The sequence below is a fragment of the Fimbriimonadaceae bacterium genome (genome assembly GCA_019638775.1).
GTDB lineage: Bacteria > Armatimonadota > Fimbriimonadia > Fimbriimonadales > Fimbriimonadaceae > JAHBTD01.
Genome location: JAHBTD010000001.1, coordinates 581,687 through 594,465 on the forward strand (window position 1 = coordinate 581,687; position 12,779 = coordinate 594,465).

Below are 12,779 nucleotides of genomic sequence, written 5' to 3' on the forward strand. Positions count from 1 at the left end.
CTCATAAGAATGCAAGGTGTTTTGATTTTTCGTCGTACAGCTCACACATTCCCGTTCCTCAGCGCAAGAATCTCAACCGAAGCCTCCTAGAGGTTTCGGTTTCAAGGTCGAATCGAACATGATGTAGTCATAAAGTGAGACCAGAACTCCTCTACGCTCTCGGAACGCTTTCCTACTGGCTGGGTTGGTTGCTCGCCCTTCGTGGCCTATACCTGCTGACAAAACTGTGGAGCAAAGTAAAAGCATCCCCCTCCCAAGCCCACATGCGCGGTCTCCTTATCAGCGGAGCATTCTCTGCCGTCGCGTTCGCCATCGCCTACAGTATGCCGATGGAACTTGGCAGACCCCGCGAGCCCGGCCTCCACATCCCCATCGTCTGGTTCGTCATGCCCTGGACCGCGTGGATGGTGGCGCTCTGTACCGTGATGGCTGTGATCGGGATCGGGCAGACGATCCTGGCTCTGAATTCGGAGGAACGACGGGGCAGAATCAAATCCAGCGCCGTCTGGGCAATCTTCGGAATGATCTTTCTGTGGTTCTACAGCCGGTCGGAGATTCCAATCGAAGTCTTGCGCGGCACCGTTTCAACCAGCCCTGCAATCATTGTTGGCTTTGTCGTCCTCGCCTTCGCCACGATGGCCGCAATGGCGCTAACGGCAAACGCCGTTACGGGAAGGCGCAAATCAAAAGCCGTCGCAACCCATCTGGCGCTGCTCGCCGGTTCCATCGTCTTTGGGCTCCCATTCGCCTGGCTGCTCGTCACCAGCTTCAAAGAAGACCGCGACATGGCCTCACCAGAGGGGCTCGTTTGGGTACCCCAAGTATCCCAAACCGTCGAGTACATGGATGAAGAGAATCCCTTGATCGAAGCTCAACTTGAAGACAAGACCGTTTACGGGTACATCATCGAAACCTATGCCGATGGTAGCTGCAAAATCGAAGTAGACCGTCCCGGCGTCCTGCGCGGAAGAACCACCGTCGCTCACGCCCCCCTGAAGATGGTCCCCAAACAAATCCCTCTTGTTGTCTTCGACCAAGAAGGAACAGAGACCATCGGCAAGGTCATCAAAGACAATCCCGACGGCACTCGAACAATCGTCATCACCTCACCGCCAAGCATGGCGGGGCAAACGGTCAGCAGAATCCAAACGGAAGTCGAACCCTTTCGCAAGATTGGCCTCCGCCTGCAGAACTACTCAGACGCACTGGACTTCCTTCCCCTCGAAACCAACCGAGGTCTCGTATACGTCAAGAACACGCTCATCCTCGTCATCTTCAGCGTCCTCGGAACCCTGCTCTCCTCTTCCATCGTCGCCTATGCCTTCGCCCGGCTCAAGTTCCCCGGAAAGAACTTCCTCTTCGCTCTGCTTCTGAGCACGATGATGCTCCCCGCCGCCGTCACACTCCTCCCCCAATTCCTCATCTTCCGTTCATTGGGCTGGATTGACACGCTGTACCCGCTGTGGGTGCCCGCCTTTTTCGGCAGTGCGTTCAATATCTTCCTTCTTCGACAATTCTTCATGGGCATTCCCACCGAGCTCGAAGACGCCGCCAAAATCGACGGTTGCAGCTATCTCAAGAGCTTTTGGAGAGTGATGCTCCCCCAAATCAAGCCTGCCCTTGCCGTTATCGCCATCTGGACGTTCATGGGTGCGTGGAACAACTTCATGGGGCCGCTCGTGTACATCAACTCCCCCGAAAAGATGCCCATCGCCTACGCTATCCAACTTTTCCAGGGCGACCGCAGCGGCGAGCCGGGACTTCTCATGGCCTTCGCCGCAATGGGGATGCTCCCCGTACTCGCGCTATTCTTCGGCGCACAGAAGTATTTTATCGAGGGCGTCACCCTCAGCGGACTCGGCGGACGTTAGCGCGAAACGCCTACTCGCCTTGCGCGATGAACCCGGAAAGGTCTAACCTCTTGGCGCATGTTCAAGCGCTTGATGCAACAGGTAGACCGGATGCTCGGCCGGGGAGTAATCGACGAGCAACTCTACGAGGAGCTCGAAGAGGCCCTACTCCAAACGGACGCCAGCGTCACCGTCACCCACCAAATCCTCGCCGAACTGCGCCGCGCCGTCCGAGAGGAAAAGATCACCGAACCGGGCGACATGAAGGCTCGTCTGCAAAAGGCCATTGCGGATCGCTTCCGTCACGAAGCCGCAGGAGTTGAAGTCAACGACGTTCCGCCCACCGTCTATCTCTTCGTTGGCGTCAATGGCGTTGGCAAAACCACCACAATCGCCAAGCTGGCCTACCTCCTAAAGCGCAAGGGCTTCTCCGTCCTGATGGCTGCCGGCGACACCTTCCGAGCCGCCGCCATCGAACAGATTGACATCTGGGCTCAACGCATCGGCGTCGAGATCGTCAAGAGTCAGCCCGGCTCTGACTCGGCATCGGTCATCTTCGACGCCATCACCGCTGCAAAGGCAAGAGGCATCGACTTCGTTTTGTGCGACACTGCCGGTCGCCAACACAGCAAGGGCAACCTCATGGCCGAGCTTGGCAAAGTCGCCAAAGTCGCAGAAAAGGGCCTCGGACGCAAACCCGACGAAATCCTCCTCATCCTCGACGCCAACACCGGCCAAAACGCCATCCGCCAAGCCGAAGAGTTCGTAAAACATGCCGGGGTCACCGGCTTAGTGCTCACCAAACTCGACGGAACCTCTCGCGGCGGAGCCATGCTCGGCGTCTACGAACAGTTCCGATTGCCCATCAAATTCATCGGGGTCGGCGAGAAAATGGAAGACCTCAAGGACTTCAAACCCGACCAGTTCGCTGCCCAACTCTTTGAATGATCCACCAACCACCCCACGCCTAACGCCTAACGCCTAACGCCTAACGCCTTTCCTTTTCCAATTCATCATTCATCGTTCATAACTCATCGTTATCCCCACCCCCCCCCTCTGCGTACTTAGCCCCTCTGCGCCCTTTGCGTGAAATCCCGGGAAATGGATCGCGCTCTTTGTTCCAGACACAGACGCAATGCCCACAACTTGCGGTTTCACTTTTCCCAATTCATCATTCATCGTTCCTACTTCATCTCTTCCCCTCCCACCGCCCCAAATAAAGTAACCTAACTCCACCATGCTCGACCCCCGAATCACCAAGCTCGCTGAAGTCTTGGCAGGCCACTCAACCAAGCTCGGCCCCGACGACAAAGTCCTTATCCACGCCTTCGACATCCCCGAAGAAGCCGTCGCCGAAATGGTCCGCGTCTGCCAGAGCAAGGGCGCCCAAGTCGCCGTCCGACTCGAAAGCAACCTCGTCCGCCGACAACTGCTTCTCGGCATGACCGAGGAAAACACAAAAACGATCGCCAGCGTCGAGAAGTACGAAATGGAGCAGATGACCGCCTACATCTCTCTGCGCGGAACCCACAACGTCACCGAACATAGCGACGTACCCAGCGCAACCATGACGATGTGGCAGAAATTCTACGCAATCCCCGTGGTCTTTGAAGTCCGAGTTCCGAACACGAAGTGGGTTGCTCTACGCTGGCCCACCCCAGGCATGGCCCAACAAGCTGGAATCTCAACTGCCGCATTTGAAGAGTTCTTCTTCCGGGTCTGCACCCTCGACTACGCAAAGATGTCCAGAGCCTGCGCCCCCTTGGAGGACCTGATGAACAAAACCGACATGGTCCAGATCAAGAGCCCCGGCACCGACCTCACCTTCAGCATCAAAGACATCGGAGCCGTTGCCTGCACCGGAGAAGCAAACATCCCCGACGGCGAATGCTTCTCCTGCCCCGTCAAGGACTCGATGAACGGGACTATCCAGTACAACACCGCGTCGCTCTATCAAGGCACCAAGTTTGAAAACATCCGCTACGAGGTGAAAAACGGACGCATCGAAGTCGCCGAAGCAGGAGCCCTCACAAACAAGCTAAACGAGATCCTCGACACCGACGAGGGCGCACGTTACTTCGGAGAATGGGCCATCGGGTTCAACCCTTACATCCTCCACCCCATGCTCGACACTCTGTTCGACGAGAAGATCGCTGGATCATTCCATCTCACGCCCGGCAACGCCTACCCGCCCCCGGGCGGCAACGGCAACAAGTCGGCGATTCACTGGGATACCGTGCTCATCCAAAGACCCGAATACGGCGGTGGCGAGATCTGGTTCGATGGACGGCTGATCCGCAAAGATGGGCTCTTCGTGATTCCCGAACTAGAGGCGCTTAACCCAGATCAGCTGGGTTAAGGCCTATTTTATCAAGACCAAGCAACGCAACAGTCGGCGATCCGGTTTACAATGCCATACGGCAATCAACAGCGCCGCACCTCGGCGTAGGTGCATAATGCCATACCGAACTTAACCGCCCAGAGCAACGTGCAAAGATGCTTGACTTCATCCAAAACATTCCGGAAGAGCTGAAAGACGTTGTGAAGATGTACGGTTTCTGGACCTACGGCATCCTCTTCCTCATCGTCTTTGCCGAAACCGGACTCGTGATAGCGCCATTTCTGCCCGGTGACTCTCTCATCTTCGCCGCCGGTGTGGTCGCCGCAAATCAAGAAGTCGACATCAGCGTGGTGATGCTCTGGGTGATCTTTATCACTGCTGCATTCTGCGGCGACAATGTCAATTACACGATCGGGCGCTACTTCGGTCCCCGGCTCTTCAAGCACGAGCACGCAAAGATTTTCAAACCGTCAAACCTCCAAAAAACTCGCGAGTTCATGGAGAAGCACGGACGTTGGGCTATTCTCGTCGCCCGCTTTGTGCCATTTATGAGAACGTATGTGCCGTTCACCGCTGGCCTCAGCCGGATGAACTACCGCAACTACATCAGCTACAGCGTTTCAAGCGCGATCATCTGGGTCACCGTTTGCCTATTCCCAGGCTACTTCCTCGGAAAAATCCCATTCGTGCGTGAAAACTTCGAAGTCGCAATCTACGTGATCATTGGATTTGCCGTTGGACCGATCCTCATCCACGCGCTCATTACCATCCTTAAGCGCAAGAAAGCCGCAAAGCTCGCCCAAAAGCAATCGACCGTGACTCCCAGCGAAGAGCCAAGCAAAGCCGAAGCGCTTTCAGTCGACTCAGTTTCTGGCGAGTAAACGGCTCTACTTAAGCGACGCCCCATGCCCAGGTGCGTCCGAAGGCATCACAACCCCTTCAATCATCGATACACCCATAGCCGGATCGGGATTCAAGTTTGTATGCGAATCCAAGTCGATGTAGTCGAAAAGACTCCCAATCGCCGCCCCCGCCGCAATCGCAATGCTCGATTCGCTCATGCACCCGATCATCGTCTGCAATCCGTGCGCCCGAGCCGTCGCCACAATCCGCAACGCCTCAGTTATTCCCCCACACTTCATCAGCTTCAGGTTCACACCGTCCACCCGATCCGCCACCTTTGTAACGTCCGGGCTGAACCGACAAGATTCATCCACGAAAATCGGCAACCTACGTACCTTAAACAACTCCGGTAGCTGATCCTCCGAACCCTCCGGCAAGGGCTGCTCCACATAGTCCACTCCCCGATCTGCCAGCCAACCCACCATCATTTTCGCCGTCTCAAGCGTCCAGCCTCCATTCGCATCCACGCGTAACTTCACCCCGTAAGGCTTGCCCGCTTCCCGAGCCGCCTCAAAGTTCGCCTGATCGTGCTCAAACCCCTGGGGCGATCCCAACTTGATCTTCAAGCACTTGCCCCCTGTCAGCTCCAGTATCTTAGGTACACGCTCCCGGATAATCTCGGGCGTCTCAATTCCAATCGTCACCGAGGTCGGCGCGGTCGGCAAAGACAAGCCAAGCACCTGATAAAGTGGCTTCCCACACTTTTTAGCCAGGAGGTCCCACAACGCCACATCTAAAGCCGCCATCGCTGGAGGATCAATTTTCGCCTCACGCATCAAGGCGTAAATCTCATGAATCGACTCGTCTCCGCGTAAGCCCGCCGTGAATCTCTCAAGCTGCTCGCGACCGTTCGCTGCCGTCCACGCCGAAGCCGTCGCGGGGCTAAGCTCACCGATCCCTCTATGTCCGTCAGCTTCGGCAAAGACAAACAGGTTCTCAGAAACAGTCACCGTCCCACGACTGATCGTCAACGGAAAGAGCTTGGGCAATTGGAGCGATTGGAACCGAAAGGAGGGCATTGCGACGATAGATTACCGCGAGCCAAAAGCCCAACACCTCCCGAATCTCCTTCGCGTTCCTTGCCCCCACCACGCTTCGCGTGAAATCCTCCAACACCCCCGAATCTCCTTTGTGTTCTTTGCCCCATTGCACACTTTGCGTGAAATCCCTCAACACCTGCCGAATCTCCCTTGCGTACTTTGCCCCACTGCGCGCTTTGCGTGAAATCACCGCTCCCCGCTCCCCGCTCCTCGCTGCTCGCCCCCCAACTGGGACAAACGGCACTTTCCACGTACGACGCCCCAGTAGATTCGTCAAAGAACTATTGACGCCTCATATTGAAAGGGGCGCTAAGAGTTCAATGACAAGGAGAACAAAATGAAAACGCTACGATTCATGTTAACTTTGATGACGGCGCTGATCGCAGCTGGCGCAATGGCCCAGAGCGACAAATCTATCTGGGAGCTCAACAAGACTTACCGGGGCGACGGCGAAGAGACCGTCAACAACAAGAGGAACAGAGATTTCTCAAGCGTAAACGTAAACCTACGCAACGATGGAACCGCAACCGTCCGATTCATGGGCGACAAAAACACCGATTTCAACGGACGCTGGCGCGGACCCACAAACAACATCGTGACCGTAGACGTTCACGAACGCGATTCCACAGGCTACTTCCGAGTCTTTCTTGAGGACCGTGAGATCCGTCGCGTCGAGGGCACAGTCCGCCGCAAAGATGACGCCATCCGTATCGTCTTCAAGTGCGAAATCGTGCGCGGAGCGCAGCGCCCAGGATGGGATCGCGACGAGAAAGACCAGGGCCACGACCGTGATCGCGACCGGAGTGAGCGAGACTTTGATTCCCTTTTTGGAACCAAGTCGAACAAGGCCGTTCTCGATACGGGCGGACGAGGTTCGCTTCGAAGAGATCGCAACGACTGGCAAGTCAAGCGCGCCAAAGTCGAGATCAAGGACGATGGCAACATCATGATCCAGATCAAAGGCGACAAGAATGAGACGTTCCGTGGTAAATGGCGACGCGACAGCAACGGCCGCATCAGCTTCACAATCACCGACGCCTTTGGCGACAAAAAGGCCACAGGCTCAGGCTGGCTCACCTTCAAAGAGAAGGATGAAGTCGACCTCATCCGCGCAAACTTCCGCGCCAAAAAGGAAGATTATTCCCTCGGCTTCACCCGAGAGAAGTAAGCTCCGATCCCCCTCCTCTTGCGACGAAGTCGGAGGAGGGACCCAAAAAGGGTCTCAGATTCCCCCTCCCTCGTCAACGCCGAAGGCTTGATGAGGGAGGGGTTAGGGGTGGGAGATCCGGTCCCGCTAAAGCGGACCATAGGCAAGTCCAACAAGCTTGTAATCACCCCTTCAAAGCCACCGCAAACTGCTGCTTAAACAACCCGGCGTAAATCCCATCCAAAGCTAAAAGCTCCTCGTGCGTCCCCTGCTCCACAACAACACCCTTCTCCAAAACCAAAATCTGATCCGCTTTCACAATCGTCGAAAGCCGATGCGCGATTACAAACGACGTCCGCCCCTTCATCAGATTATCCAAGGCCTGCTGCAAAAGCGACTCGGTCTGTGAATCCAAAGAAGACGTCGCCTCATCCAAAATCAAAATCTTCGGGTTGGCAATCAGAGCCCGCGCAATCGCCAGACGCTGCTTCTCCCCGACCGACAGAGACACACCATCCTCACCAATCTTTGTCTCATAGCCATTCTCCATCGCCATGATCGTGTCGTGTATCCTGGCCGCCTTTGCGGCATCTTCTACCTCCAAGTCGGTCGCATTCAAACGACCATAGCGAATATTCTCGCGGATTGTCGTGTTAAACAGAATGCTCTCTTGCGGCACAACCCCAACCTGCTCTCGATAGCTCAACAGCCGGACGGTCTTGATATCGGTCCCGTCAATCACGATCTGCCCATCAACCGGATCGTAATGCCGCAGCAGTAGTGAGGCCATCGTCGTCTTTCCACTGCCCGACTGCCCCACAAAAGCGATCATCTGCCCTGGCTTCGCATGGAGGTCGATCCCCTTCAAAACCGGGATGCCCTTCTCATACTCAAACCAAACGTTCTCAAACTTTACATCGCCCTTGATCTCCGCCATGCTCGGCGCATCCGAAACATCCTCAACGTTACTGCTGGTCTCAAGCGTACGGAAGATGCGGGACAGCGCCGACTGCGAGCGTGCAATAGGATCAAGAACCACCAAGAACCGCACGATAGGGCCATACACATAGTTGATCGCGTAGAGCATGAACATCACCAACGTGCCCGCTTCGATCTTGCCCTGGATACAAAGATAACCCCCGTAAGCCAAGACCAAGCCCTGCCCAATCCCAGTCAGAGCATCGGCAATCGTCCAAAGCCCGCCACCCAGCGCGCCCTGCTTCACGTTCAAGCCCATCAGGTCGCGCGTCGTCCCCAAAAAGCTCTTGGCTTCCCGCGTCTCCTGCCCAAACGACTTCACCACCTGCACGCCCGCCAGCTTCTCCTGCATCTCCCCGAACATCACATCGCGCTTGTGCCGGATATCCTCGCTCGTATCCTCAATCGGCCTCAAGAACCGCCTAAAATTCAAGATATAGAGCGGGGCGATGCTAAAGCTAAGCAGCGCCATGATCGGGTTGATGTAGAACAAAACGCCGGTCACAATCACCAACTGACAAAAGTCGCTGATCATCGTGTTCACGTGCCCAGTGATCAACTGGTTGACCGTGCTCGCATCGTTGATGATGTTGCTGACCAGCTTTCCCGTCTGGTTCTTCTCGAAGTAGCTCAGGCTCAGCGTCTGCATGTGCGCATAAAGTCGCTCCCGCATCGCGAGCAACACTCTCTGCCCCAACAAACTCGTCAAAATTCCCGCGACGTAGCCAAGAAGGCCCGAAATCATTGCGAAGCCAACGACGTAGGAAAGATAGAGCCACGCATTGATCGGCTCACCTCGCTGTAATCGGTTGACGATATCGCCCAAGATAAGGGGAGGAACAAAACCGAACGCGGACTGAGCGATCGCCAATAGGGCACAGGAAACCTGCAATCCCCAAAAGGGACGCAACTCACGAGCCAGCTTGCGAACCAGAGGCCAACCCCAATTCGCTTTGCGTCGTGCGTCCTGATCGGCTACGACAGCCATGAATACTTTGATTCTGGACCTATCCTTAACGTTCTGGAAACCGTCTTAACGTTAATATTCAGGAATTGAGTCAAGGGACCCGAAATCTATGCACTATCGAGAAGAATACGATTCCAAGCTAAACGAGATCAAGACTTCAGTCCTCCAGATGGGCTCCATCGCTGGTGAGATGGTAAAGCTTGCCAGTGAAATCGCGATCACCGGCAACGCCGATCTTGTGGCAAAAGTCCAAGAGATGGACGATAAGATCGATCAAATGGAGACCGACATCGTGACCGAATCGATGGTCACCATCATGCGCGAATCTCCTGTAGCAAGCGACCTGCGAACGCTGACGTCGACCATTGGAGTCGTTAGCGAGATTGAAAAAATCGGCGACCACGCCGTAAAACTTGCCAAGCGCTCAAACAAACTCTCAGGGAACCTCCCAGCCGAATTCCGAAAGCTCCTGATCGAAATGAGCGAAGACGCTCGCCAAATGTTCGGATCGGCCCTGCACCTCTACGACGCTTGGGACGCCGACCTCGCCGAAAGCATCATCGCCTCCGACAAAGAAGTGGACGATAAATACGGCGAATCAAAACGACAGATCATCGGCATGATCCAAAGCGTGCCCGATTCAACAGCCCACCTCCTGCGAGTCCTGCGCGTATTCCAAGCCATCGAACACGTCGCCGACAACGCGGTCGAAATCGCCAAACGCATGCGCATGCACTACTCACACTAGAACTTTCTACAGATACGGACAGTAGTTACAGACTTGCCAAAGTCGCCCACCGCTGCACAAGTCCACAACCCAAGTCAAAATCGCACCTCTCTCCCCTGATGGGAACGGGTGACGATAACCGCTTCTCTCGGCCTTAGCCTCCACCTGGCAATTACCGTGATAGCTAGAGGGTCGCTGTCTTCAGTGACCAATATTCATGCCTCCACCTCGCAATTGCGGTGATAGCTGGAGGGTCACTGTCCTCAGTGACCAATAATCATGCCTCCACTTCGCAATTGCGGGAATAGCTGGAGGGTCACTGTCCTCAGTGACCAATACTCATGCCTCCACCCTCCCAAAGGGTGGAGGCTACACCTCAAAACCCCGCCCGAACTCGGCAAAATCCCCTCTCCCTTGATGGGAGAGGGTGACGAACACTTCGGCCTTCTGGCGCACCTCTCCGAGCAACTCCCACGGTGATGCAATCAAACTCCCCTCGCCCTGCGACGCAGGAGCGAGGGAGAGGGGGCAGGGGGTGAGGGTCAGCCCCGACGTAGTCGGGGGAAGCATCAGGACGAACTGTCGGATTCACGCCTCCACCCTCCCAAAGGGTGGAGGCTACACCTCAAAACCCGGCCCGAACTCGGGAAAATCCCCTCTCCCTTGATAGGAGAGGGGCAAGGGGAGAGGGTGACGAACACTTCGGCCTTCTGGCACACCTCTCCGTGCATCTCCCACGGTGATGGAATCAAACTCCCCTCGCCCTGCGACGTAGGAGCGAGGGAGAGGGGCAGGGGGTGAGGGTCAGGCCCGACGTAGTCGGGGGAAGCATCGGGACGAACTGTCGGATTCACGCGTCCACCCTCCCAAAGGGTAGAGGCTGCACACAAACTCAAACTGCTGCCAGCTAACCAGGGCCACTCACAACCTGAAACCAATACCCATCCGGGTCCTGAAACGTAGTGCATTCATCGCCATCACCAGTCGATAGCTCAACACCATTCGCCCCCAATCGCTCCAAATAGCCACTAAGGTCATCCGCATAAAGCACAATCGCCGACCCCATCCGATAGGCATCTCCCGATACCGGCGTCCCGGGCCTTAGCAAAATCTCCATCTCCCCGGCCTTGACCCACTCCAATCCGCCCGGCTGAGACACAACGGGCTCAAAGCCAAGCACATCCACATAGAACCGCAACGACGCCCATGTGTCCTTTACAAACCTCTCTAAATGGCCAATTCGCACCATAACTGCCCCACGTATCATCTCCACTCTACGCCAACATCAAGCACCAGAATCCCCCTCATCGTTGAATCTGCACGCATCGCCGGCGAGCCCATTTTCAAGAATCTCACGCATTCATGGGCTCTTGTGCTGAAATGCCAACGTGCCGCGATGCCGAAACCCGCTCTCGTCAGGTACATTTGTTCGGACCCATGACCGAATGGCTGCTGCAGCAAAACGATATCGTTAAGGCACTAATACGGGCCGCCCTGATCGTCGTTCCAATCCTAACACTTGTTCCAGGATTGATCTGGTGGGAACGTCGACTCCTTAGCTGGATGCAGGACCGGATCGGTCCAAACCGCGTCGCAACCTTTACCTTTTCGCAGAAATTCCCCATCGCTGGTCTACGCGGCAAGAAGCTCCGCATTTTTGGACTCCTGCAACCCATCGCCGACGGCGTCAAGCTCTTCTTTAAAGAGGACATCACCCCCGCGTCGATCGACAAGATGATCTATTTCATCGCTCCGGCCCTGGCGCTGTTCCCGGCCTTTGCCATCGGCGCGACCATGCCGTGGGGGCCAAATTTAGCCTGGACTCCGGTCGCCGACGTCAACATCGGCATCCTTTACATGCTCGCCATCAGTTCACTCGGCGTGTATGGTGTCGTCCTCGCCGGATATGCCTCAAACAACAAGTATTCGCTTCTCGGCGGATTGCGCGCCTCAGCCCAGCTCATCAGCTATGAACTCGCGATGGGCATGTCGCTCGCCGCAATAGTGGTCGTAACTGGCTCGCTCAAGATGACCGAAATGGTGACCGCCCAGCAAGGCCCATGGCTCGGCCTTGTCGCGTGGTTTCAAAACTGGAACTTGTTCACACCCACCGGATTTATCGCCGGAATCATCTTCCTCATCTGCATGGTCGCCGAGACAAACCGCGCACCGTTCGATCTTCCCGAAGCAGAAAACGAACTCATCGCGGGCTATCACACCGAATACAGCTCGATGAAGTTCGCCGTCTTCTTCATGGGCGAATACGCCACGATGATGATCTTCTCCGGCATCTTCGCGGTCGTTTTCCTTGGCGGATACAATCTGCCTATCAACGTAGCAGCCGTGACTGAATTTGCAACGGTAGCAGCGCCACTGATCTTCATGGTTAAGGTCGCTGCCGTCTTCTCCATCTTCATCTGGCTGCGCGCAACGCTCCCACGCCTGCGCTACGACCAGCTCATGAATCTCGGATGGAAGTCGCTCCTGCCGCTTGCCGTTGCAAACTTTATCATCGCTGCGGTTTACGTTCTCGTTTCCGAGGTTTACAGCCCGGCAGCAGGCGCGTTCTCGTGGATTGCATCGTTCGTTCTGCTCTACATTCTCTGGTCAGCGCTCAAAGCCGCCGGATCAAAGTCGCTGAACAAGCAGCTTGGAAAACGCACCGTCACGCTCGTCAATCCGTCTGCGGGGGGAGTGCCGGAGATCGCAGAACCTGCCGTCTCTCCGGGGACCTAATATTTTTGGAAGGGAAGGAAAGTGAGGCAAGCCTGGCCTCGCTTTCGTCATGAAGGCGTCGCCTTCAAAGGCAAAGGGTAAGGGAAAACT

At 55.8% G+C, this 12,779-nt stretch carries 11 protein-coding genes; 7 read left to right on the forward strand and 4 right to left on the reverse strand.

The annotated features are described in order from the left end of the window. The first annotated feature begins 134 nt into the window (after nt 1-134). The 4 genes from KF784_02700 to KF784_02715 all read left to right on the forward strand — a co-directional run bounded on the left by KF784_02700 (nt 135) and on the right by KF784_02715 (nt 5,072). Nucleotides 135-1,871 carry a carbohydrate ABC transporter permease gene (locus tag KF784_02700; protein MBX3117946.1) on the forward strand — a complete coding sequence of 579 codons (1,737 nt, stop codon included), beginning with the start codon at nt 135-137 and terminating at the stop codon, nt 1,869-1,871. Nucleotides 1,872-1,928: 57 nt separating this feature from the next. Continuing rightward, nucleotides 1,929-2,798, forward strand: coding sequence for a signal recognition particle-docking protein FtsY (gene ftsY / locus KF784_02705; protein MBX3117947.1), 870 nt, complete (start codon nt 1,929-1,931; stop codon nt 2,796-2,798). 289 nt (nt 2,799-3,087) lie between these two features. Beyond that, nucleotides 3,088-4,209 carry an aminopeptidase gene (locus KF784_02710; GenBank protein MBX3117948.1) on the forward strand — a complete coding sequence of 374 codons (1,122 nt, stop codon included), beginning with the start codon at nt 3,088-3,090 and terminating at the stop codon, nt 4,207-4,209. 137 nt (nt 4,210-4,346) lie between these two features. Next, nucleotides 4,347-5,072: a VTT domain-containing protein gene (locus tag KF784_02715; GenBank protein MBX3117949.1), complete on the forward strand. Its 726-nt coding sequence runs from the start codon at nt 4,347-4,349 to the stop codon at nt 5,070-5,072. 6 nt (nt 5,073-5,078) lie between these two features. Here KF784_02715 and KF784_02720 read toward each other — a convergent pair whose 3' ends face one another. Continuing rightward, complete coding sequence (locus KF784_02720) at nt 5,079-6,113, reverse strand: dipeptide epimerase (protein MBX3117950.1); 1,035 nt, start codon at nt 6,111-6,113, stop codon at nt 5,079-5,081. Between the two features lie 358 nt (nt 6,114-6,471). Here KF784_02720 and KF784_02725 point away from each other — a divergent pair, with 358 nt between their 5' ends. After that, nucleotides 6,472-7,302: a hypothetical protein gene (locus KF784_02725; protein ID MBX3117951.1), complete on the forward strand. Its 831-nt coding sequence runs from the start codon at nt 6,472-6,474 to the stop codon at nt 7,300-7,302. A gap of 163 nt (nt 7,303-7,465) precedes the next feature. Here KF784_02725 and KF784_02730 read toward each other — a convergent pair whose 3' ends face one another. Beyond that, a complete protein-coding gene (locus KF784_02730) occupies nt 7,466-9,247 on the reverse strand; it encodes an ABC transporter ATP-binding protein (protein ID MBX3117952.1) in 1,782 nt (593 codons plus the stop codon). Between the two features lie 88 nt (nt 9,248-9,335). Between KF784_02730 and phoU the strand changes: the two genes are divergently transcribed. Beyond that, the gene (gene phoU, locus KF784_02735) at nt 9,336-9,974 is read left to right on the forward strand and encodes a phosphate signaling complex protein PhoU (protein MBX3117953.1); all 639 of its coding nucleotides are present in this window, start codon (nt 9,336-9,338) and stop codon (nt 9,972-9,974) included. A gap of 348 nt (nt 9,975-10,322) precedes the next feature. Here phoU and KF784_02740 read toward each other — a convergent pair whose 3' ends face one another. Both KF784_02740 and KF784_02745 read right to left on the reverse strand, forming a co-directional pair. Continuing rightward, nucleotides 10,323-10,523, reverse strand: a complete 201-nt coding sequence (locus KF784_02740; GenBank protein ID MBX3117954.1) for a hypothetical protein — start codon at nt 10,521-10,523, stop codon at nt 10,323-10,325. A 337-nt stretch (nt 10,524-10,860) separates the two neighbouring features. After that, a complete protein-coding gene (locus tag KF784_02745) occupies nt 10,861-11,202 on the reverse strand; it encodes a VOC family protein (protein MBX3117955.1) in 342 nt (113 codons plus the stop codon). Nucleotides 11,203-11,390: 188 nt separating this feature from the next. Between KF784_02745 and KF784_02750 the strand changes: the two genes are divergently transcribed. Next, a complete protein-coding gene (locus KF784_02750) occupies nt 11,391-12,689 on the forward strand; it encodes an NADH-quinone oxidoreductase subunit H (GenBank protein ID MBX3117956.1) in 1,299 nt (432 codons plus the stop codon). The last annotated feature ends 90 nt before the right edge of the window (nt 12,690-12,779 follow it).

Excerpts from the sequence above, each read along its gene's own strand:
- KF784_02725 (MBX3117951.1), top strand. The coding sequence starts at position 6,472 with ATGAAAACGCTACGATTCATGTTAACTTTGATGACGGCGCTGATCGCA.
- ftsY (MBX3117947.1), top strand. The coding sequence starts at position 1,929 with ATGTTCAAGCGCTTGATGCAACAGGTAGACCGGATGCTCGGCCGGGGA.
- KF784_02730 (MBX3117952.1), bottom strand. The coding sequence starts at position 9,247 with ATGGCTGTCGTAGCCGATCAGGACGCACGACGCAAAGCGAATTGGGGT.
- KF784_02720 (MBX3117950.1), bottom strand. The coding sequence starts at position 6,113 with ATGCCCTCCTTTCGGTTCCAATCGCTCCAATTGCCCAAGCTCTTTCCG.
- KF784_02750 (MBX3117956.1), top strand. The coding sequence starts at position 11,391 with ATGACCGAATGGCTGCTGCAGCAAAACGATATCGTTAAGGCACTAATA.
- KF784_02715 (MBX3117949.1), top strand. The coding sequence starts at position 4,347 with ATGCTTGACTTCATCCAAAACATTCCGGAAGAGCTGAAAGACGTTGTG.
- KF784_02710 (MBX3117948.1), top strand. The coding sequence starts at position 3,088 with ATGCTCGACCCCCGAATCACCAAGCTCGCTGAAGTCTTGGCAGGCCAC.
- KF784_02745 (MBX3117955.1), bottom strand. The coding sequence starts at position 11,202 with ATGGTGCGAATTGGCCATTTAGAGAGGTTTGTAAAGGACACATGGGCG.
- phoU (MBX3117953.1), top strand. The coding sequence starts at position 9,336 with ATGCACTATCGAGAAGAATACGATTCCAAGCTAAACGAGATCAAGACT.
- KF784_02740 (MBX3117954.1), bottom strand. The coding sequence starts at position 10,523 with ATGCTTCCCCCGACTACGTCGGGGCTGACCCTCACCCCCTGCCCCCTC.